The organism is Burkholderia ubonensis subsp. mesacidophila, assembly GCF_002097715.1.
In the GTDB taxonomy this organism is placed as follows: domain Bacteria; phylum Pseudomonadota; class Gammaproteobacteria; order Burkholderiales; family Burkholderiaceae; genus Burkholderia; species Burkholderia mesacidophila.
Genome location: NZ_CP020738.1, coordinates 458,720 through 478,855, shown reverse-complemented (window position 1 = coordinate 478,855; position 20,136 = coordinate 458,720). Strand labels below are relative to the sequence as shown.

Sequence of the window (20,136 nt, the reverse complement as noted above, 5' to 3'; positions counted from 1 at the left end):
ACAAAATCTGGAACAATCGCTGCTTTTTATTTTAAGAATTGCAATTCAACGACCTATTACGGTGCAACAACACGCTCAAGAAGCCGGTTGGCGTGACGAATCGACGCTTTGGCACAACAAAGGTGCATGCACTATGAAACTTTGCCGCAAACTGTTGATTTTCAAGCAATCAACGGCAAGTTCGCGATGCACCTCAATCGGCACGTCAATTTCATTGATGCAATCGTATGTTGCAGCGCAAGCAACAACCAGTGAATAATATCGACACAGCCATCGATGATATCGATGGCTAGAATGAATACCCGCTGACGCGGCATTCTCCGTCAGTCCACATTAAAAGCACCGAGGCGACGGCGCCAATCCTGACTGCAGCCATGTGTCATGACGGTAGGCGCCGTCTCGCGCGCGAGGATTTCACGTGAACACCAGCGAACTTCTTGCCTTTGTCACCGTTGTGGAAACTGGGAACATCACCCAGGCAGCCGCCCGTCTGAATCGGGTGCAATCGAGCATTTCCCATCGCATCAGGAATCTGGAGGATGCGCTTGACGTCACCTTGCTGGACCGGCGCACCGATGGGATCACGCCCACTGCGCAAGGGAAAATACTCTACGACTATGCGCTCAGGATCATGGACCTCGTGGGCGATTGCAAAGCGAAAATTGCCCACTCCAAGGGCAGCCAGTCGAGCATCCGAATTGGACTGATCGAGTGCCTGCCGCCCTACATCGTCAACTCGCTGATAGATTTAAGTCACGATGTCGATCAGGACATCGATATTTCGATTGGAAACACAATCAACCTGGTCAACGCTTATGAAAATAATGAATTCGACATGGTCATCGTCGGCTCAGGATTTTCTGCCGCGCGTCATGCCCGGGTGCCGTTATTCTCGAGCGAGCTGGTTGTCATCAGCGAGAAAAAGTCGCCTGCCATCGATAGAATTTCCGTCCTCGATGGGGAAATTTTTTTGCTTAGCAGCAAAAAAGCCGCCTCGACGAGAAACTTCGATCTCCTGTTCCGGGAGGGCGGCATTACGCCCAGGCGGGTAGTCGAGTGCGGGTCCTATCCGATCCTGTTCTCGAGCGTGTCCGCCGGGAAGGGAATCTCGTTGGTGCTGCGTTGTTCAATCGGCCGAGACGTCCGCGACGAGATAAAGATCCATGATCTGCGCGGCCGGTTCAATAAGTTCCAGGTCGAGCTTTTGTATCGGACAGACCGCCCCAACCTGGACAGCTCCAAGCTCAGGAAGATGATCACGTCGGTTTTTCACGATCCGCGGCTGCTCGACGTCGGATACTGAATCGTCCGGCGGCGCGTCGTTCAGCGCGTCGCCGGACGTCTCGCGCCCCTCCGGATCAGCGACGACGGCCAGGAGGAAACTTTCCCGCCGGCGCCAAGGTAGCGCTCCCAGGCGCGCGGATCGCCTGTCTGAGTCGCACGTTCTTTCAGACGGAAGGCACTTGCGGCAATCAATCTCTTTCCAGCCAAGCCGTGAATTGCAGTGCCTGAGTGTCACGCTATTTCTTGCCTGAAACCAGATCCCAGTACATCCAGGTAGAAAATTCGCACCGCCATTAAACAATATCCCCCCATTTGGAATCATCGCCCTATCCCAAGCTTCCATGATTTCTCATTTTAAGAAATCAAAGAGTGCATCACGCCTCGCGCATTTTTGCAGAAGAATAACCGCACCATAACAAACAGATATCACCCGCATTTGCGACAAGCGTCGAAATAGGGTTCTGTCGAAATAAGGACGGTCGGCGGCGCGGGGTATCAGGATGATCAGGATGCCTTAGATCGCCAGCGAGTAAGATTGATTTGTCGAAGTAGGGCCGGGCAGCGAGCTTGTCCTGGTGGGCACGCAGCAGAAAGTCGCTTGCGTTTGCGGAACGCCTTCGCCAGCTTTTCCGTCACCTTCCCAGGCCACCCTTATTGCGACAGAACCAACCGGTGCGCGCGGCACTCGACGCCCTCGGCCTCGACGGCCAGACCGGCCGCCTTCCGTTCGGGAAAGCCGTCCTCGAGACGGACGGCCTTGAAGCCCTTGGCCCGCAACGCGGCCAACGTGCTGCTCGGCATCAGCCAGGGCTTCGCGCGGTCGATGACCGTGATCATGAAGGTGGATCTCGCGGGGCCGAAGGGGCGCGGCCTCGCGGTCGGGCTCAACGAGTTCGCGGGCTATTTCGCGGTGGGCCTGACCGCGTTCCTGACCGGCTACCTGGCAAGCCGCCACGGCCTGCGGCCGGCGCCGATCTATCTCGGGATCGGCTATGCGATCGCCGGCCTCACGCTGTCGGTGTTCGTCGTGCGCCTGGAGGCCGGCCAGCCGGGCCAGCCTGACGAGGTGCCGTCGCTGTCGTTCCGTGACGTGTTCCTGCTCACGTCGTTCAATGATCGCAACCTGTTCGCCGCGTCGCAGGCCGGCCTGATCAACAACCTCAACGACGGCATGAGCTGGGGCATCTTCCCGCTGTTCTTCGCGGGGCTCGGGCTCGGCTTCGAACGGATCGGCATCCTCAAGGCGGTCTACCCGATCGTGTGGGGCGTATGCCAGGCCGCGACCGGCCCGTTGAGCGACCGGTGGGGCCGCAAGGGGCTGATCGTCACCGGCATGTGGGTGCAGGCGGCAGGCCTGTTCATGACCGCGCTGACCGGCCGGTTCGGGTGGTGACTCGCCGCGAGCGTGCTGTTCGGCCTCGGCACGGCGATGGTCTCTCCGAGCCTGATCGCGGCGATCTCCGATGCATCGGCCCCCCGCTGGCGCGCGCGCTCGCTGAGCGTCTACCGCTTCTGGCGCGATCTCGGCTATGCGATCGGCGCGCTGTCGGCGGGCCTCATCGCCGATCGCTTCAGATTCGCGGACGCGATCCTGACGATCGGCGCCGTCACGTTCCTGTCGGGCGTCGTGGTGGCGCTCGTGATGCGCGAGCGCCGCTGAGCGCGGGCCGCGTCGGCGCTGCGGCTCAGTTGTAGCCGAGGATCGCGGCCGTCGCGACGTCCGGCCGATCGGTCGTGCCGCCGACGAGCGACGCAGTCGGCTCCTGCAGCACCGCCTGATACGACGACACGCGCGTGTCGTCGGCGTCGCTCGCGTCGTCCCATGCCGGCTCCGCGACGTCGTCGATGTTCGAGAAGAACCCCGGTTGCATGTGCGAAAAAGTCATCTCCATTCCTTATGTTTTCGTTGATGTTCTAAACCACTTGCTTCATCTTCGACGCACGCGGCGGCTCGCCGTCGCGGCCGGCATCCGCGTGCGCCATCTGCGCGCGGGTGCGCCGCGTGATGTGGATCACCGCGAGCACGACCGGCGCGATCAGCAACCCTTCCGCCAGCTCGGGATCGACCGGCAGGCTCAGCACGTGCAGCGCCTTGAACGCCGCCGCCGCGAGCGACAGCACGTAGTACGAGATCGCGGCGACGGACAGCCCTTCCACCGCATGCTGCAGATGCAGCTGGTTGCGCGCGGTGCGCTCCATGCCGGCGAGCAGCCGCGTGACGTCCTTTTCCTGTGCGAGATTGACGCGGGTGCGCAGCAGGTCGACCGCGCGCGCGATGCGATCGGCGATCTGCTCGCGACGCGCCCACACGCTGCGGCATGTCTCCATCGCGGGCGCGAAGCGCCGCTCCATGAATTCCGCGATCGTCGGCATCCCCTCGATGCGCTCCTCGCGCAGTTCCTGGATGCGCGCGAGCACGAGCTTCTCGTACGCGCGCGACGCGCTGAAGCGCCCGCCGGACCCCGACAGCGATTCGACGCGCACCGCCAGGTGCGTGAGCTCGACCAGCAGCGCCGCGTCGTCGCCCTGCGCGCCGTGCGCGTCCATCCGCTGCATCAGCGCCTGCAGCGACGCGTGGATCTCGTCGAGATCGCGGCTCATCCGCCGCGCGACCGGCAGCGCGAGCAGCGCCATCATTCGGTAGGTTTCGATTTCATAGAGACGCTGCAGCAGGCGGCCGCCCTGCTCTTCGCGGAAGTCGTCGTCGATGACGAGAAAGCGCATGAAGCCGTCTTGCCGCACGTGCCAGTCGCAGAACACCTGGCCGCCGCCGAGCACGTTGCCACCGACCATCATCGGCCCGTCGAACCAGCGCCGCACGTCGCGGCACGCGAGCCGCGCGGCATCGCCCGACAGCAGCTCCATGCGCACCGCGACGAAGCGGATCCCGGCCAGCCGCGCGAACCACGCGGCCGGGATGCCCTCGATCGCGAGATCGTCGAAATAGCCCGTATCGCGGCGCGGCGCGACGAACGTGAAGGTCGAGAACTCGGTGTGACGTTCCCACTTCAGGTGCCAGCCGCTCGGCGACTGCACCGCGTAGTGCGTCGCGCCTTCGTGCGGCGCGGCGATGCCGGCGTCATGGCACAGCGCGTGCAGCAGCGTGTCGTGGATCGCCGGTTCGCCATCCGAATAGATCGCGTAATGGGTCAGCGATACGGATTCGGCCAGCCGCAGGAACGGCCGGGCGTGCAATTCCGCGGCCAGTGCGGCGCGCAACGGATGGTCCATCATCGATACACCACGTTTTCCTCGTTCAACCCCGCGGGTTCGGCATGCCGGTGCCGGGCCAGGCCCGACGAAGCCGCGGCAGCGGAATCGCTTGTGTGATCGCACTATGGCATGCACGTAGCGACAATAAAAACGCATAATGTTGATCGTTACATTCAGTTTTCCTGATACCAATGAAGATGCTCGATCACGACGTGCTCGCCACCGTCGTCGCGGTCGCCGAGACCGGCAACATGACCCGGGCCGCCGAAGCCGTGAACCGCTCGCAATCCGCCGTCAGCATGCAGATCAAGAGCCTCGAGGACGCGCTGGGGCGGCCGCTGTTCATGCGCCGGCCGCGCAGCATCGTGCTGACGCGCGAGGGCGAGGTGCTGCTGGGCTTCGCGCGGCGCATGCTGGCGCTGCGCGACGAGGCGTGGGCCGCCGTGGTGCGGCCGGAGGTGACCGGCAAGGTGGTGATCGGCGTGCCGGACGACTATGCGTCGTCGCTTCTTCCCTCAGTGCTTAAGAAATTCTCGGCGTCGTATCCGAAGGTCGAGATCCAGGTGATCGGGCTGCCGAGCAGCGCGCTCGCGCCGCTGCTCAAGGACGGCACCGTCGATCTCGTGTGCGGCACGCGCGTGAAGGGCCTGTCCGGCGATTTCGTGCGTCACGAGCCGATGGCGTGGGCCGCGATGACCAACGGGCCGCGCGTGTGGGAGGAGCGGCCGCTGCCGATCGCGGTGTTCATGCCCGGCAGCGTCGCGCGCGAGAACGCGATCCGCAGCCTCGAACGCGCGAAGGTGCCGTACCGCACCTCGTATGAAAGCCCGAGCCTGCTCGGGCTGATCAGCATGGTGGAAGCGGGGCTCGCAGTCGCGCCGCTCGCGCGCTGCGCGATTCCCGCGCAACTGACGGTGCTCGGCCGCTCGCACGGGCTGCCCGACCTGCCGCCGCTCGAGATGATCCTCGCGCGCAGCACGAAATCGAAGCGCCCGCCGTGCGACTTCCTCGCCGAGCAGATCATGGAGGATCTGCAGCGGCAGACGGGGCAGGCCGGCGACGCGTAAGCGCGAGCGCGAGTGCGCGGGCGAACGGTGCGCCGGCCGCCGCCGCGGTCACGCCCGCTTCCGCAGCGCGGCCGCGTTCACTTCTTTCTCGGATCGTCCGCCGGGTTCACATACACGATCCCCCACGGCCCGATCACGTTCAGCTGGACCACGGTTTCTTCGCTGGTCCACGCGAAGTGGTGCATCCTGGCCGGCATCACGATCATGCTGCCGGGCCCGAGCGGTCGCGATTTCTCCGGGTCGAGGGTGTCGCCCATCCCGTAGTTGAGCATGCCGGACAGCACCGTGACCCGTTCGACGTTCGGATGCCAGTGCGGCGCCACCTTCGCATTGGCCGGAAATCTGACGCGTGCGACGATCGGCCCCTTCTTGTCCATCTTTCCTTCGAGAACCGCGATCTGTGCGCCAGGCACCAGCGGAAGATCGGCCCATTTGAGCTCGTCGGGCGTCACGATCATCACGTGGCCTGCCGACTGCGTCCATCCCGTCGGCGGAGCGGCCAGACAGGCCGCGACAACCAGCACGGCAATCGAGAATTGTCTGCTTTTCATTCTGCTCTCCTTGTGACGGCCACGTACCAGGACTTCGCCGTTTCCCGCACCGACGCTGCCGTTCGGCAGCGAATGGCAGTTCGACGCGAAGCTGTATCGAACATAGGAGAGCCACGACAAGATGCCAATGAGACAAACCCGGAAAGGCCGGGTCGGGATGATCTGAAGAATGGAATGCGTGTGCGTGTCGCGATTCCCGTCCGGATCGCGCAATGGTGCGGGCACCGTGAATGACGTCGTGCGTGCCGCAGGCGGACAGGCCTCGGCACGCACGCTCGCGATTCCGCGCGTTCGTTATGCGAGCGTCACGCGGCCGGCTTCATGGCGAGAAGCGCAGACTCCCCTTTCAACGTGGCGACTTTGCCGACCGTGTCGACGCATGCGCGCGCAAGCTCCGCGCCCTTCACGACGAAGTGCTCGTGGAAGAAGTTGACGTGTTCGCCCGAGCCGTGAAAATGATGCGGGGTCAACACCGCCGACAGCACGACGACTTCGGTTTCGAGCTGGACCTGCATCAGCCCGGAAATCACGGCTTGAGCGACGAACTCATGGCGGTAGATGCCGCCATCGACGACCAGCCCGGCACAGGCGATGGCCGCATACTTGCCCGTTTTCGCGAGCAGCTTTGCGTGCAACGGAATCTCGAAAGCACCCGCCACTTCGAAGAAGTCGCAGTCCGAACCCATGTTCGCATCGCTCAGTTCCGAGACAAACGCGGCTCGACACTGGTCCACGATCTCCTTGTGCCAGCAAGACTGGATGAAAGCGATACGACGGGAAGCGGTTTGGGAAAGGCTGGAAATCTGGGTCATGAGCTGATCCTGTGTTTGAGTTAAACGGGCGCACAGGGACGAGCCGCGTACCTTGCGTACGCAACCAACCCCGCTCTCTCTCATCCGGACTTTAACCGTCGGCCCCGGAATCACACCGGGTCTGCTGACCTTGCCATCGGGAAATCCTTGGCAAGCGCTCGCGGGCTACACGCAACTGCCGTGATTACCGCCGGTGGGGAATTTCACCCCGCCCTGAGAACGTTCGCGGCATGACTGCCGCGCGAGGAATCTACCACAATCTCAGCACGGAATTGGTCGGGGCCGAGTTGGCGGGGATATCGAGCGTGCCGACATGAGCCGGCTTCATGGATCCTTCGCACCGCCTGCGTGCTACGCTTGCCGCATCATCGTGAGCGATGTCCGGCCGAAATCGATATGGAACGGCAACTCGGTGTGCAATGCACGCATTCCGCCGTTCTCGAGCGCGTAGCCGGCAGACATCAACCACGCGCCGGCCTGTTCGGTTTCTTCCGGAAACAGCCGTTTCCATGCATCGTGGGCAGCTTCCGATCGCCGCGAATAAAGGAGTGCGATTGCCCGCTCGCGTCCCGTTCCGTCGCAGGCCTGTTCGTGTTCAAGTTGGCGTCGCCAGTCCGACACGGTCGCCGAATCGAGCGCCCGCCATGCGGCATCCCGCTGGTACAGGCGACGCCCTTGCCGGGCGCGTGCCAGATTCAGCAGTCGATCCCAGTCATCGGCGAAAATGGACGGCGACTGCAGCCCGGCGGCGTCCAGCACGTCCGCCAGCACCTCGCTCCAGTGTCCGTCGCGGCTCATTCGCCACGCGTCGCATGCGACCTTGTCGAAAGACGCATCATCCATCAGGTCGAGCGCCGTGTGTATGAACGTCGTGGACTGCAATGCGCGATCGAGCGCGCCCATGACGAGATCCACGAGCGCGCCGGAATCCGGACGCCTCAGTTGCAAGGTCTGTTGCATCGAGTCGCTGCCGACCAAGCCAAGGCGGTCGAAGTCGTCCAGGATGGTTTTTGCGGTCAGCATGAGTTCTCTACAGCGAGCGTTCGGTGGTTGGCGTTCGGTCAGGCATCGGCGACCTGATTCGCCGTCAATGCCTTGCCCAGAAAGTTCGCCACGCGCGTCAGCACGCTGAGCAATTCGAACGCGACCTCGGCCGTCCACGCGTCGCTGAAGTCGAAGTGCGCGGCCTCGACGTTGCGAAACCACGCGTTGGGCCCCGGCTCGTCGCGCAACACGCAAACGGCCGACACCTGGAAATATCCCGAGCCGCGAGCGGGCATCCCCGTTTCGAGGACGAAGCCCAGCAGGGACGCCAGGCGAAAACGGAAGCATTCGTCGCGCCACCGGAAGCCGGCCCACTCGGCGTCGCGCGAACGGAACATGAAGAAGTGCGCATCGTCGTCGGTCGACGCGACCCATTGCCACGACGCGAATCCATTGAATTCGGCATCGTTCGTCATCGACGCCGGCGAGCCCATCGGCCCCACTTCGATTTCGGTGATCGAGCCGAACACCTTCTTCAATCCCGCGAACATTTCTCCATTGAGACGTCCGCCGAAGCTCTCCCACTCGCTGATGGCGCGCGTGCGAATGTGCGGACGCAGCCCGATGTGCTCGAACACGGCCCGGTCGCCCAGCAACCCGGAAAGGCGGTTGTCGTCGGCGGGGTCGTCGGCGTGGCGGCCGCCGAGCGGATACGGCAGATCCTCGGCCGGCATGCGCTTGTCGGTGGTCCGGGGGAGCGGTCGGCCCGGCGGCACGGTCAGGTTGGAACTCATCTGGCGAAGGTGGTCGGCGTAGTGTCGGGATCGATGTGCGCATGCCGGCCGAACCGGCCGTGCGGCATCCATGCTTGAACGCGCAAGCCGCCGGCGGGAAGCGCCGGTACCGCGCGCCGACATACTGCCAGAAAACCGACGCAGCCGGCGGCGATAGCGAACGCGAAACGCGCGGCCTGCCTGATCACGGCATCGCGTCGCACGTCGGTCATAATGATCCGGATGTTTCCCCGCGATGCACTCCCGATTCGATGACCAAACGAAAAGAAGAAATCAAGCGCTGGCACGCGATCACTTTCATGTCGCTCATCATGGGGCCCTTCGTGATCATGATGGCCGGCATGTGGTTCACGGACAATTGCCACCCCGGCGGCTGGCCCGGCTCCACGGCTTGTGTCGCCGTGCCTGCCATTGCCTTCGCGGTGCTGGCCGCCTATGTGTCTCCCGACATGCGCAAGGCCGGCAGCATCAAGGAGTTGCTCCTGTGCATGTTCATGGTCGGCGGCTGGGGCATGGTGTTCGGTCTGTTCGCGCTGTCGATGCTGGTCAGGGTGACCGCGCATTCGCCCCGATCCTTCGAAGCCGGCTTCACGCCGGGAGACAGTGCAAAAGGCTGCCGATACCGTATTCGATTCGACGACGACGCGCTCGGGAAGCCGATCGTGCTCTGCAATCGCGATCTGGGTTTGCCGAACGCGTACGTATCCGGGGTGATCAAGGTCAAGGAGCTGGTCGGCCCGTACGGTGTCCGGCTCGTCGACGTGTCGGTCATCAGATCGACCGCTGGCAACGGGTAACGTCGTCACGCCAATCCGTGAAGATGGCATGAACGCGCCCCGTCCCACAGGCGCGAAACATGCATTCGGTTTTGACGAAAGCCCCCGCGAAACAGGTGTTCCCCGTGTCTCCCGCCGCACGCGAACAAGGGTTTGTCTGGTTGGCTTTCGCAGCCCGCCTGCACTAGCCTCGTGAAGTCTGCTGCCGCATCGTTCGGGCGGCGGGAGTGACGTTGTGGTGACGTCGTGCACATGACAGTCCTGCGTCGGCGCGTGGCCTCGCTGCCGATGTTGCATCGCACTCGATCGCGCCGCGTCGATGCCGCCAGAGAGCCATCCTTTGGCCTGCCGTCGATGTGCATCGGGGTGAATCTGCAAGCCTGATCATGGAGACGCACCGTGAAGCGCATGCCATTTCGCCACATCCGTGCCATCACCTATGCAAGCGTGCTGCTCTTTCAAGCCGAGGCGCACGCGCAGTCGCTCGACGCCCAGTCGACTCAGGAGAACATCTCCGCGCTGCGCCGGGAAGTCGATCACCATCTGCAGGAACTGGACGCGCTCAAGCGCAAACTGGCCGATGAAGAAGCGAATCTCTCGCGCCTGAGCCGGGCGCTCGACGCCCGCGAGCTTGCGGTCAAACGTGGCGCGGGTAACGGCGACGCCGGTGGCACGGCGCCGCAGACCGACGCCGCAACGGCAGCCGGCGCCCCCGGCCCCGATCCCGGCTCCGGCAACGTGCAATCCGTCTCCCCCCCTGCGCCGAGCCAGCCGGTCGGCCAGGCGCCCGTGCCGGACACCGCGCCGCCGCCCGTCGCGCCGATCTTCGATCAGCCCGGCGTGCTGACGCCCAAGCACAAGTTCGTCGTCGAGCCGTCGTTCCAGTTCAGCTATTCATCGTCGAACCGCGTCGCACTCGTCGGCTACACGATCATCCCGGCGCTGCTGATCGGCCTGATCGACGTGCGGGAAGTCAAGACGACCACGCTGACGGCCGCGGTCGCAGCGCGCTACGGGATCACCAACCGGATGGAAGTCGAAGTCCGCATCCCCTACGTGTACTCGACGAACGACACGGTCAGCCGCGAGATCTTCACCGGTTCCGCCCAGGACAACACGTTCAACAGCCACGGCAACGGGCTCGGCGACGTCGAAATGACGCTGCGCTACCAGTTCAACAACGGCGGGCCCGACAAGTTCTATTACATCGGCTGGCTCCGCTTCAAGACCGCCACCGGCAAGAGCCCGTTCGACGTCGTCACCGACTGCGTCACGCGCTGCGTCGGCAACACTACCGGCACCGGCCTGCCGCTCGAGCAGCCGACCGGCTCCGGCTTCTACGCGATCCAGCCGGGCCTCACCTGGCTCTTTCCGTCCGATCCGGTGGTGTTCTTCGGCAACTTCAGCTATCTGCACAGCTTCGGCCGCGACAACTTGAGTCTCACGATCCTCAACGGGCAGAAGGCCTTCGTCGGCAGCGTGCAGCCCGGCGACATCTGGGGCTTCAACATCGGCATGGGCCTCGCGCTGAACGAGAAGGCGTCGGTCAGCCTCGGCTACGACCAGAGCATCGTGCTGCCCACGAAGGAGAACGGCCAGACGGTGCCGGGCTCGGTGCGCGTGATCCTCGGCACGCTGCTGATCGGCTACTCGTACCGGCTGTCGCCGAAGACCACGCTGAACCTGTCGATCGGCGCGGGCCTCACGCGCGACACGCCGGACGTGGCCATGACGCTGCGCGTGCCGATTGCGTTCTGAGGCGGCCGTGCGACGCGCGCCGGCCCCCCGGCATGCGGCCGCCAGTTCATCTGCCCGCTCATCTGCCAGGCAATGCGCCGGTCAGCGCATTGTTGAGCGTCGACATGATGTTCAGGTTCTTGAACATCGACAGCGTGTTGACGGACGTATTGATCGTGGTCAGCGCCTGGATGTGCTGGTTGTTCAACGTATTCTGGATCACCGCGCCGGTCAGCGCCGGCAGCGCGGCGGGCTGCGCGGCATTGCCGGAGCCGACCTGGATCAGCGCGCCCACGTTCGCGGCCGCCAGCGCCTGCGCCTGCTGCGCGGTGATCTGGCTGACGTCCGGAATGTTGAAGTTGGTCGTCGTGACCAGGTTGCCGTTCACGAACGCGACACGCGATATGCCGAACGAAACCTGCAGGCCGCCCGGCAGATCGAAGCCGCCTCGCATCGCGTCGAGGCGCGCGTCGCTGAGCGCGACAGCGCCGCCCGCCGGCCAGTTCCGCCCGTGCTGCGCTTGACTGTCCTGCGCTTGACCGGGCGCCGACGCCGCCGGCCCGGATGCCGGCCACGCCCCGCTCGCCTGCACGACGCATTCGCCGATCGCGGCCGGCGCTGCGTCCTGCATCGCCTCCGCGCCCATCGACGTCATCCCGCCGCACGCCATCGCGGCGATCACAGCGATCCTCCTGGTCTCGGATCTCATGACGGTCCTCAAAAGTCGCTCGGTCCGTGCTTCGGCATCACGACGTTGTACAGGCCATCGCGGTTGATGCCGGTGTAGAGCGGCGCGCTGGGCGCGACGCGCCAGTCGCGCGGGTCGTTGAACACCGCAAGTTCGGGCTTGTTGTGGATCACGAAAATCACATGGTCTTCCCACTTCTGCTCGAAACTCGCCAGCGAAATCGGCCGCGTGCCGGTGGCCGGATCGCCGACGAGCACACGCCCGTTGCGCAGCCCCTTCACGACCACGAAATGGTGATAGCCGTGCTCGGTGATCAGCACGATCGCCGGCGTGTGCGTCCTGGCGAGCGTCTGCAGCGGCAGCTCGTAGCCGTCCGCGACGAAGCCGTGCGCCTCGAGAAAGCGCCGGATGTCGAGCAGCGAGAATCCCTGCCGGCGAATCTTCTCCTGATTACCGTTCTCCCACATCTGGGCGAACGCGGTCTGCTCGGTCATCGGATAGTCGTACTGGTAAGTCAGCAGCGTCGCGACGGCGGCCGACCCGCAGCTGAAGTCGAACTGCTGCTTCACGGTGCGCTTGAAACGCGCTTCCTTGAGACTCGTGACGTGCATCGCGAAGCCGGCGCCGGCCGGATCGACGACGGTCATCTCGTCCGCCTGCGCAGCCGCGCCCGCCAGCGCGCACGCGAGCGCCGCCATCCACACCGCGGCAGCCTGTCTCATCGCTCAGTTCCCGAAGCGTACGTTGAGCACCGTTGCGTTCTGAATCAGCACGTTGGCGCCGGTATTCTGGATCACCGTCGGCAACCCGCTCGAATTGGCGAACGAGCCGTCGACAATCGAATTCGAGCCCGTCGACACCCGGTTCGCGACGTTGTCGGAAACCGCGCCGGTCAAGTAGTTCTGGCCGATCAGCGCATCGCCGCCCCGATGCTCGTCGAGCTGGCCAGGCGTCATCGCGACCCCGAAGTCGTCCGCGTGCGCGGTCGCAGGCGGTGCGGCGACCACGGCCGGAACGGGCGCGGCCAGGTCCGAGAGCGCCACCGGTGTGCTGGGTTCGGACGTTGACGCAGCGCTGACGGCTGCGTCCCCATTGGTTCGCGACGCGTCCGGCGCCGCCCGGGCCGTCAGGCCCGCCAACAGCGCCGCAGGCAATAGCAGCAGCGAAAATGCGTTGCGGATTCGCATGGCTGTCTCCTTGGGCCCTGCGCGGATCGGCTCGAACCCGACGCGCAGGGAGCGGAATCTGCGTGACCGTCGATCGACGGAAATCAGGCCGGCATGGGCCGGCAACGGCAAGGCGGCCATTCGGCCATCCCGCCGTCGCCGGCCGTCCTGTCCGTCCGGCGAGGGCACGCAAGCCGCGGGATCGCCTGCACCCCGCGGCCATGCGTACGTTTCGCCGGGGCCGACCGGCCGTTCTAACGTCCGACGGTCAGGTTCGCCTGCACGGTCACGGCCTGCTGCACCAGCGACGCCAAGCCGCTGTTCTGGTTGGCGACCATGATGCCTGCCGCGGACTGACCGACGCTCGCCATCGCGTTGGACATGTTGAACGTCCCCGCGTTGACCGCATTGGCTCCGCCTGCGCCACCCGCGCCGCCGACTGCGCCGTTGCCGACGCCGCCGTTGCCGGTGCCGCCCGCGCCGCCCGCGCCGCCCATCGCACCTACCGCGCCGCTACCGGCGGTCGCGCTGCCGTTGCTGGCCGTCGTCGAGGCGCCACCGTTGGCCGCGCTGCCGCCCGTGCCCGCGCCGCCTGCCGCGCCGTTGCCCGCAACCGCCGCCGCCGTGCCGCCCGCACCGCCCGAAGACGTGCCGGCGCCGCCCGTGCCCGTGCCGGCTCCGCCCGCAGCCGTCGCCGCGCCTGACGACCCTGCGCCGCCCGAGCCGCTGCCGCTGCCCGTGCCGGTACCTGTACCGGTGCCTGTGCCGCTGCCGGTCGACGCCGTTGCGCTTCCGCTGCCATGATTCCTGGCCCATGCGGAACCGGGATCGGCTGTGCCTGTGCCGCCGCCCCAGCCGGTGCCGCTGCCCTTGCCCGGGCCGCCGACGCCGACCGAAGCCGCGAGTGCGCCGCCACCCGTGCCTGAGCCTGAGCCGCCGCTCGCCGTGGCGTAGCCGCCTCCCCCGCCGGTGGCCCCGGATGCGCCGCCGTTTCCGCCTCCGCCACCGTTGCCGGTGCCGGCCGTCGCACTGCCGTTGCTGGCCCTGCCCGCCGACGCACTGCCGTTATGCGCGCTGCCGCCGCTGCCGCCGGCGCCGCCGGCGCCGCCGTTACCGCCGATGCCGCCCTTGCCGCCGGCGCCATACCCGTTGCCGCCCTTGCCGCCGCTTCCGCCGGCCGCGCTGCCCGAGTTGGTCGCCTGGTTGCCGATGCCCCAGACCTGGACGTTGCTGACGTAGCCGTCGAGCTTGCTGAGCGCGACGACCTTGGTGCTGTTGTAGGAATCCTGATAGACGCTCGCGCCGGGCGAGACTTCGTTCGCATTGGACCCGGTGGTCGAGGTCTGAGTCGAGCCTACCGTGTTGGTCATCGTGTTCGATCCGTCATCGGCCTTCTGGCTGCATGTCGAACTGCTATCGCTGCTGCACGGGTTGGCCATCGCGTAGCCGCTGCATCCTAAGGCGAGGACTGCAGCGGACGCCAATAAAGTTTTGCGCATGAAATCCTCCTGAAGTAACGAGGGGCGGCTTGGCCGACTGCGCCAATCCGGACCACGTCACGCATTGGCGGTGCCAATCACGCAAGTGACTGAATGCAAAGAGAAAGTTGGATTTTTCGCGCGAATTGGCCCGATTCGCCCGATTTCGGCGTGCGATTTATGTTTCAAGTTTGAAACGCGCCGCTCGGCACGCCTGCGGAACAGCCCCGATGCGCGGATGAATTCTCGTTTGCATTCAAGTACATGCCGGGGTTTTCCATACCGCTGCGACGAACTCGAAACGTTTCACCTTTGGCACGGTCGTTTCGTGCCTCCGGGTTCACCCGTAGCATCGGATATTCGATTGCGATCGCAGATGCCTGTCCAGCAAGGACTTCCGGCCAGATTCGTTCCGCAAGGGCGGCAAAGGCCGCGCGCAGGGGCCATTCAGAAACGTATCAACTGCGATCGCGTGTTTTTTTTCTTCGAATCCTGTTTGCGTCAAGCGCTGGCGGGTTCGATCCGGCGGCTCAGTTCACGCCTGTGCGCTTCTCGACGAACCGCCGCACGTAGTCATCCGCCGGCCGCGACAGGATGTCGTCCGGCGTGCCGACCTGCACGAGCGTGCCGTCGCGCAGGATCGCGATCCGGTTGCCGATCCGCAGCGCCTCGTCGAGATCGTGCGTGATGAACACGATGGTCTTGTTCAGCGTCGCCTGCAGCTCGAGCAACTGGTCCTGCATCTCGGTGCGGATCAGCGGATCGAGCGCGGAGAACGCCTCGTCCATCAGCAGCACGTCGGTGTCCGCGGCCAGCGCACGCGCCAGGCCTACGCGCTGCCGCATGCCGCCCGACAGCTCGTCCGGGTAATGGTCGGCGTAACCGTCGAGCCCGACCTTCGACAGCCAGTTGCGCGCGGCATCGAGCGCGTCGTGTCGCTTCTCGCCGCGCGTGCGCAGCGCATACGCTGCGTTGTCGAGCACGGTCTGGTGCGGCAGCAGCCCGAAGTTCTGGAACACCATGCTGACCTTGTAGCGCCGCAGCTCGCGCAGCCCGTGCGGGTCGAGCCTGATGACGTCGCTGCCGTCGATCACGATCTCGCCGGCCGTCGGTTCGATCAGCCGGTTGAAGTGCCGCACCAGCGTCGACTTGCCCGAGCCGGACAGCCCCATGATCACGAAGATCTCGCCGGTCGCGATGCTGAGGCTCACGTCGTTGAGCCCGACGTTGCAGCCCGTTTCGGCCAGCACGTCGGCCTTGCGCCGGCCGGCGCGCAGCAGGTCGAGCACGCGTGCGTGCGCGGCTTCCGGGCCGAACAGTTTGTAGACGTGCTTGACGTCGATGGTCGCCATATCTGCCTCCGGTCCTAGGACGATTGCGCCGGTTGATTCGAGTCGACGCCGGACGACGACGCCTTGCGCGGCAGCCGGTACGGCACGCGCGACGCCCCCTTCTGCCGCCGCTGCTGCGCGAGCCGCCGGCGCGCGCGGCGCTCCTGGCCGAAGCCCTGGCTGATCCGGTCGATCACGATCGCGAGGATCACGATCGCGATGCCGGCCTGCGTGCCCTTGCCGACGTCCATCGTCTGGATGCCTGCGAGCACGTCCTCGCCGAGCCCGCGCGAGCCGATCATCGATGCGATCACGACCATCGACAGCGCCATCATCGTCGTCTGGTTGATGCCCGCCATGATGCTCGGCCGCGCCAGCGGCAGCTGCACGTTGACGAGCAGCTGCCAGCGCGTCGTGCCGAACGCGCGCGCGGCCTCGGTCACGTCGGGATCGACCTGGCGGATGCCGAGGTCGGTCAGGCGGATCAGCGGCGGCAGCGCGTAGATGATCGTCGCGAGAATCGCGGGCACCTTGCCGAGGCCGAACAGCATCAGCACCGGAATCAGGTAGACGAAGCTCGGCAGCGTCTGCATCACGTCGAGCACCGGCAGCAGCATCCGGCGCAGCAACGGGCTGCGCGACGCGAGAATCCCGGCCGGCACGCCGAGCACGACCGACAGCACCGTCGCGACGAGCATCAGCGCGAGCGTCTGCATCAGCTTGTCCCACAGGCCGAAGCAGCCGATCGCGTAGAGCAGCAGCATGAACAGCGCGCCGAGGCTCGCGCGGCGCGTCGCGTTCCAGGCGATCGCGCCGACCGCGAGCAGCACGAGCCACGGCAGCGCCGCGCGCAGCGCGCCTTCGAGCGGCACGAGCAGGTAGCGCAGCATCAACACGCTGAAATGATGAAAACTGTCGCCGTACCGCGCGACGAATGTCTCGAGCGCGCTGTTGACCCAGTCGGCGATCGACAGTTGCAGGAAGAAGCCGTTCATATCCAGTCTCCGACGCGCCGCAAGGGCGCGCGAGCGTTACGCACCCTTCAGGCCGCCGGCGATCTTCTGCGCGACGTCGTTCGGCACCCACTGCTTCCACATGTCCGGATGGGTGCGCAGGAACTGCGTCGCCATCGCTGCGCCATCGATCTTCTTCGTCGTCATGTCGAGGATCGTCTGGTTCAGGAAGTCCATCGGGAAGCGGACCTTCTCGAACATCGCGACGAGCTCGGGGTTCGCGTCGGCGAACGGCTTCGACACGCCGACCGTCAGGTGCGACACCATGTACGACGACGCGCACTGGTGCGTGCTGCTCTCGTCGCGCAGCGTCTTCCAGCAGGCTTCGTTATAGGCAGGCATCTTCAGCGCGACGAACTTGTACTTCGCCATCAGCGCGGCCGGCCCCCAGTAATAGAACACGATCGGCGCGCCGCGCTGGTACGCGGACGCGATCGCCGCGTCGAGCGCGGCGCCGGTGCCCGGGTGGAAGTTCGTATACGACTGGTCGAGCTTCAGCACGCGCAACAGGCGCGAGTTCACGCGTTCGCAGTCCCAGCCCGTCGGGCAGTTCAGGAAGCGGCCCTTGTCCGGCTCCTCCTCATCCGCGAACACCTGCTTGAACTTCGGCAGGTCGCCGACCGACGCGTGCCCCGGCGCGACCGGCTTGATGTTGCGGGCCGGATCGCCCTTGACCACGTATTCCGGCACGAACCAGCCTTCCTTCGTGCCGCCCGGCAGCGTGTCGCCGATCAGCTTCACCGCGCCCGACGCGACCGCCTTCGCGGTGATCTCGCTGCGGCCCGTCCACTGTTCGGCCCAGATCTGCAGATCGTTGCGCGCGAGCGCGGTTTCCGTCGCGGCGGTGCTGCCCGGCACGACGTCGGTCTTGCAGCCGTAGCCCTTCTCCATGATCTGGCGCAGCACTTCGGTCGCGAACGACCCACTTTCCCACGTGATTCCCGCGAAATGGACCGTCTTGCCGTCCCCGCACGCGCCGCCGGCCGCGTGAGCCGCGGGCGCCGACAGGATCGCCGCGGCGGCGAGAAGGACTGTCTTCAGTCGTCGAATCTGCATGATGGGTCGTCTCCGGTAATGTCGTTTGTGCGCCGCGCTATCCGGCGCAGCGGCGTGCATCTGCGGCCAGGCTGCATGTTTCGATCACCAAAATGTTTGTGGAAGCGAGTAATTCCGATCATTGCGATCGGCTGCGCCAATCGATCCCCGTCATGCGGGCAGCCCCATCGGCGATGCCGATTCCATCCATCGAAATTACTCGCTTTGGGTTCCGCATCCGGTTGGCAAGAATGCGGGCAGTCATCGGAGAAGACGCGATCGCACGCCGCGCGCGGTGGCCCTGCATCGCCCCGGATGATGGGGCGCGCCTCTCGGGGCGCGTTCACGACTACCGACACAAGCTGGAAACCCCGGAGATCTCTCAATGAAAACGAAACTGACGGCGCTCACCGTGACGGCCGCCTTCGCGTCGCCCGTGTTCGCCCAAAGCAGCGTCACGCTATACGGCGTGATCGACGAGGGCCTCAACTACACGAACAACGTCGGCGCCGGCCACGTCTACGAGATGGCCAGCGGCTATGCGCAGGGCAGCCGCTGGGGCCTGAAGGGGAACGAGGATCTGGGCGGCGGCCTGAAGGCGCTGTTCCAGCTCGAGAACGGCTTCGACGTCAACACCGGCCGCCTGAACCAGGGCGGCCGGATGTTCGGCCGCCAGGCCTACGTCGGCCTGAGCCACGCCCGGTACGGCACGCTGACGCTCGGCCGGCAATACGACTCCGTCGTCGACTATCTCGCGCCGACGACGGCGAACGGCAACTGGGGCGGCTACCTGCTCGCGCATCCGTTCGACAACGACAACACCGACAACTCGTTCCGGCTCGACAACACGGTGAAGTACGCGAGCCCGAACTTCAACGGCTTCCAGTTCGGCGGCGCATACAGCTTCAGCAACGGCACGAACTTCGCGGACAACCGCGCGTACAGCTTCGGCGCGCAATACCAGAACGGCGGCCTGCTCGTCGGCGCGGCCTACCTGCAGGCGAACAATCCGGGCAACGGCTCGGCCGGCGCGATCACCGCGAACGACGCGAGCTACATCGCGGCGCGCATGCGCGTGTTCGGCGCGGGCGTCAACTACACGTTCGGGCCCGCGACCGTCGGCTTCGCGTACACGAATTCAAACTACAAGAACCCGACCGGCAACGGCTATCTCGGCACGCCGGGCGCGATCATCGCGCCGGGCACGACGGTCAGCGCGATCAAGTACCAGAACTTCGAGGTGAACGGCGCGTATCAGATCACGCCGGCGTTCATGGTCGGCGCGCAGTACGTGCTGTCGATCGAGAAATACGATTCGTCGGCCCGCAACGCGAAACCGAAGATCCATTCGGTCGGGCTGATGGCCGACTACAACCTGTCCAAGCGCACCGACGTCTATCTGCAGGCGGCGTATCAGCACATCGCCGGCGACAAGACGAACTCGATCCTCGACCAGGCGTTCATCCCCGGCACCGACGCGCCGTCGTCGACCGCGAACCAGGTCGCCGTGCGCCTCGCGCTGCGCCACAAGTTCTGAATCGGCAGGCGCTCCCGACTTCACGCGGCACCCGCGTCACGCTTGCGTGCCGGGGTGTCTTTGCCCGCCCGCGTGCGACAGCACGCGTCGGCGGGCTTTTTCCTTGACGAGCGCCCGGCACCGCGCATTCCGCCGGCCGCGCGCCGTCCTGCGTGTTTCGCGCATTCAGGCCGCCGAGCGCATCCGGATGTTCGCGAACGGCAAGCCGTCGTCGTCTTCGTCGCGCCGCGAGACTTCCTCGAAACCGAGCCGTTCATAGAACGCGCGGGCGCCGGGGTTGTCCGCATACACCTCCAGATCGAGCGCGCCCTTGAGCGTCAGCGCATGCGCGACCAGCGCGCGGCCGATGCCGCGGCCGTGCATCGCCGGGGCCACGAACAGGCCGCCGATCGACGTGTCGAGCAAGCCGATGAAGCCGGCCGGCGCGCCGCCGCACCACGCGACCCAGGTTTCCGCGTCGGGCAGATAGACGTTCTCGACGAGCGCCTGCTGCTCCCGCAGGCGCGCCTCGCCGAGGAACGGATGCGCGTGCATCGACGCGTCGAACCAGATGGCCGACAGCCGGTGCAGGTCGGATGGTGTGTAGGCGCGAATCAGGATTTCCATGTTTTCGTGATGTTTGATCGGTGTCTTGATCGGTGTCGAACCAGTGAAACGGACGATGCTCCGA

Annotated in this window: 20 protein-coding genes, 1 pseudogene and 1 riboswitch; of the genes and pseudogenes, 6 read left to right on the top strand and 15 right to left on the bottom strand. The window is 65.4% G+C overall.

Features of this window, described 5'->3' with window-relative positions:
* Nucleotides 1-418: 418 nt before the first annotated feature.
* The gene (locus tag B7P44_RS19725) at nt 419-1,303 is read left to right on the top strand and encodes a LysR family transcriptional regulator (RefSeq protein WP_084907467.1); all 885 of its coding nucleotides are present in this window, start codon (nt 419-421) and stop codon (nt 1,301-1,303) included.
* Nucleotides 1,304-1,935: 632 nt separating this feature from the next.
* Here the strand turns inward: B7P44_RS19725 and B7P44_RS37170 are convergent.
* Nucleotides 1,936-2,121, bottom strand: a complete 186-nt coding sequence (locus B7P44_RS37170) for a hypothetical protein (protein ID WP_162296924.1) — start codon at nt 2,119-2,121, stop codon at nt 1,936-1,938.
* On the opposite strand from B7P44_RS37170, the pseudogene B7P44_RS19720 reads away from it, so the two are divergent.
* A pseudogene (locus B7P44_RS19720) lies at nt 2,063-2,944 on the top strand (MFS transporter); the annotation flags it as partial. The gene B7P44_RS37170 and the pseudogene B7P44_RS19720 sit on opposite strands and share 59 nt — an antisense overlap.
* A 25-nt stretch (nt 2,945-2,969) precedes the next feature.
* On the opposite strand, the gene B7P44_RS19715 reads toward B7P44_RS19720, so the two are convergent.
* Together B7P44_RS19715 and B7P44_RS19710 are read right to left on the bottom strand one after the other, a co-directional pair.
* Nucleotides 2,970-3,170, bottom strand: coding sequence for a hypothetical protein (locus tag B7P44_RS19715; RefSeq protein WP_084909919.1), 201 nt, complete (start codon nt 3,168-3,170; stop codon nt 2,970-2,972).
* A 28-nt stretch (nt 3,171-3,198) separates the two neighbouring features.
* A complete protein-coding gene (locus B7P44_RS19710) occupies nt 3,199-4,518 on the bottom strand; it encodes a DUF3422 family protein (RefSeq protein ID WP_084907465.1) in 1,320 nt (439 codons plus the stop codon).
* A gap of 170 nt (nt 4,519-4,688) precedes the next feature.
* Here B7P44_RS19710 and B7P44_RS19705 point away from each other — a divergent pair, with 170 nt between their 5' ends.
* A complete protein-coding gene (locus tag B7P44_RS19705; protein ID WP_010097423.1) occupies nt 4,689-5,564 on the top strand; it encodes a LysR family transcriptional regulator in 876 nt (291 codons plus the stop codon).
* Between the two features lie 77 nt (nt 5,565-5,641).
* Here the strand turns inward: B7P44_RS19705 and B7P44_RS37545 are convergent, their stop codons facing one another.
* The 4 genes from B7P44_RS37545 to B7P44_RS19685 form a co-directional block, all read right to left on the bottom strand.
* Nucleotides 5,642-6,388, bottom strand: coding sequence for a cupin domain-containing protein (locus B7P44_RS37545; protein WP_231716787.1), 747 nt, complete (start codon nt 6,386-6,388; stop codon nt 5,642-5,644).
* A 32-nt stretch (nt 6,389-6,420) separates the two neighbouring features.
* On the bottom strand, nt 6,421-6,927 hold the full coding sequence (locus tag B7P44_RS19695; RefSeq protein ID WP_084907463.1) for a 6,7-dimethyl-8-ribityllumazine synthase: 507 nt from the start codon (nt 6,925-6,927) through the stop codon (nt 6,421-6,423).
* A gap of 68 nt (nt 6,928-6,995) precedes the next feature.
* Nucleotides 6,996-7,152, bottom strand: a riboswitch (FMN riboswitch).
* 126 nt (nt 7,153-7,278) lie between these two features.
* A complete protein-coding gene (locus tag B7P44_RS19690; protein ID WP_084907461.1) occupies nt 7,279-7,950 on the bottom strand; it encodes a hypothetical protein in 672 nt (223 codons plus the stop codon).
* Between the two features lie 38 nt (nt 7,951-7,988).
* Nucleotides 7,989-8,705, bottom strand: a complete 717-nt coding sequence (locus B7P44_RS19685; protein ID WP_084907459.1) for a hypothetical protein — start codon at nt 8,703-8,705, stop codon at nt 7,989-7,991.
* A gap of 41 nt (nt 8,706-8,746) precedes the next feature.
* Between B7P44_RS19685 and B7P44_RS19680 the strand changes: the two genes are divergently transcribed.
* Nucleotides 8,747-9,502 (top strand): hypothetical protein, encoded by a 756-nt coding sequence (locus B7P44_RS19680; RefSeq protein ID WP_084907457.1) that lies wholly within the window; start codon nt 8,747-8,749, stop codon nt 9,500-9,502.
* A gap of 378 nt (nt 9,503-9,880) precedes the next feature.
* Complete coding sequence (locus B7P44_RS19675; protein WP_084907455.1) at nt 9,881-11,239, top strand: acetate kinase; 1,359 nt, start codon at nt 9,881-9,883, stop codon at nt 11,237-11,239.
* Between the two features lie 58 nt (nt 11,240-11,297).
* Here the strand turns inward: B7P44_RS19675 and B7P44_RS19670 are convergent, their stop codons facing one another.
* The 7 genes from B7P44_RS19670 to B7P44_RS19640 form a co-directional block, all read right to left on the bottom strand.
* Complete coding sequence (locus tag B7P44_RS19670; RefSeq protein WP_231716786.1) at nt 11,298-11,900, bottom strand: hypothetical protein; 603 nt, start codon at nt 11,898-11,900, stop codon at nt 11,298-11,300.
* A gap of 35 nt (nt 11,901-11,935) precedes the next feature.
* Nucleotides 11,936-12,628 (bottom strand): C39 family peptidase, encoded by a 693-nt coding sequence (locus B7P44_RS19665; protein WP_084907453.1) that lies wholly within the window; start codon nt 12,626-12,628, stop codon nt 11,936-11,938.
* A gap of 3 nt (nt 12,629-12,631) precedes the next feature.
* Entirely contained in the window at nt 12,632-13,213 is a 582-nt protein-coding gene (locus B7P44_RS37540) for a hypothetical protein (RefSeq protein ID WP_231716785.1), read from the bottom strand.
* Between the two features lie 113 nt (nt 13,214-13,326).
* Nucleotides 13,327-14,571 carry a hypothetical protein gene (locus B7P44_RS19655; RefSeq protein WP_084907451.1) on the bottom strand — a complete coding sequence of 415 codons (1,245 nt, stop codon included), beginning with the start codon at nt 14,569-14,571 and terminating at the stop codon, nt 13,327-13,329.
* Nucleotides 14,572-15,080: 509 nt separating this feature from the next.
* Nucleotides 15,081-15,902: a quaternary amine ABC transporter ATP-binding protein gene (locus tag B7P44_RS19650; protein ID WP_084907449.1), complete on the bottom strand. Its 822-nt coding sequence runs from the start codon at nt 15,900-15,902 to the stop codon at nt 15,081-15,083.
* 14 nt (nt 15,903-15,916) lie between these two features.
* A complete protein-coding gene (locus B7P44_RS19645; protein ID WP_084907447.1) occupies nt 15,917-16,876 on the bottom strand; it encodes an ABC transporter permease in 960 nt (319 codons plus the stop codon).
* 36 nt (nt 16,877-16,912) lie between these two features.
* Nucleotides 16,913-17,950 carry an ABC transporter substrate-binding protein gene (locus B7P44_RS19640; RefSeq protein ID WP_084907445.1) on the bottom strand — a complete coding sequence of 346 codons (1,038 nt, stop codon included), beginning with the start codon at nt 17,948-17,950 and terminating at the stop codon, nt 16,913-16,915.
* 364 nt (nt 17,951-18,314) lie between these two features.
* Between B7P44_RS19640 and B7P44_RS19630 the strand changes: the two genes are divergently transcribed.
* Nucleotides 18,315-19,466, top strand: coding sequence for a porin (locus B7P44_RS19630; RefSeq protein WP_084907440.1), 1,152 nt, complete (start codon nt 18,315-18,317; stop codon nt 19,464-19,466).
* A gap of 165 nt (nt 19,467-19,631) precedes the next feature.
* Here B7P44_RS19630 and B7P44_RS19625 read toward each other — a convergent pair whose 3' ends face one another.
* Nucleotides 19,632-20,072, bottom strand: a complete 441-nt coding sequence (locus B7P44_RS19625; RefSeq protein ID WP_084907438.1) for a GNAT family N-acetyltransferase — start codon at nt 20,070-20,072, stop codon at nt 19,632-19,634.
* Nucleotides 20,073-20,136: the final 64 nt, after the last annotated feature.

Bases quoted from the DNA above. Each gene is read 5' to 3' on its own strand.
- B7P44_RS37170 (WP_162296924.1), bottom strand. From the start codon at position 2,121: ATGATCACGGTCATCGACCGCGCGAAGCCCTGGCTGATGCCGAGCAGC.
- B7P44_RS19715 (WP_084909919.1), bottom strand. From the start codon at position 3,170: ATGACTTTTTCGCACATGCAACCGGGGTTCTTCTCGAACATCGACGAC.
- B7P44_RS19710 (WP_084907465.1), bottom strand. From the start codon at position 4,518: ATGATGGACCATCCGTTGCGCGCCGCACTGGCCGCGGAATTGCACGCC.
- B7P44_RS19705 (WP_010097423.1), top strand. From the start codon at position 4,689: ATGAAGATGCTCGATCACGACGTGCTCGCCACCGTCGTCGCGGTCGCC.
- B7P44_RS19695 (WP_084907463.1), bottom strand. From the start codon at position 6,927: ATGACCCAGATTTCCAGCCTTTCCCAAACCGCTTCCCGTCGTATCGCT.
- B7P44_RS19690 (WP_084907461.1), bottom strand. From the start codon at position 7,950: ATGCTGACCGCAAAAACCATCCTGGACGACTTCGACCGCCTTGGCTTG.
- B7P44_RS19685 (WP_084907459.1), bottom strand. From the start codon at position 8,705: ATGAGTTCCAACCTGACCGTGCCGCCGGGCCGACCGCTCCCCCGGACC.
- B7P44_RS19680 (WP_084907457.1), top strand. From the start codon at position 8,747: ATGCCGGCCGAACCGGCCGTGCGGCATCCATGCTTGAACGCGCAAGCC.
- B7P44_RS19665 (WP_084907453.1), bottom strand. From the start codon at position 12,628: ATGAGACAGGCTGCCGCGGTGTGGATGGCGGCGCTCGCGTGCGCGCTG.
- B7P44_RS37540 (WP_231716785.1), bottom strand. From the start codon at position 13,213: ATGGCCGCCTTGCCGTTGCCGGCCCATGCCGGCCTGATTTCCGTCGAT.
- B7P44_RS19655 (WP_084907451.1), bottom strand. From the start codon at position 14,571: ATGCGCAAAACTTTATTGGCGTCCGCTGCAGTCCTCGCCTTAGGATGC.
- B7P44_RS19650 (WP_084907449.1), bottom strand. From the start codon at position 15,902: ATGGCGACCATCGACGTCAAGCACGTCTACAAACTGTTCGGCCCGGAA.
- B7P44_RS19645 (WP_084907447.1), bottom strand. From the start codon at position 16,876: ATGAACGGCTTCTTCCTGCAACTGTCGATCGCCGACTGGGTCAACAGC.
- B7P44_RS19640 (WP_084907445.1), bottom strand. From the start codon at position 17,950: ATGCAGATTCGACGACTGAAGACAGTCCTTCTCGCCGCCGCGGCGATC.
- B7P44_RS19630 (WP_084907440.1), top strand. From the start codon at position 18,315: ATGAAAACGAAACTGACGGCGCTCACCGTGACGGCCGCCTTCGCGTCG.
- B7P44_RS19625 (WP_084907438.1), bottom strand. From the start codon at position 20,072: ATGGAAATCCTGATTCGCGCCTACACACCATCCGACCTGCACCGGCTG.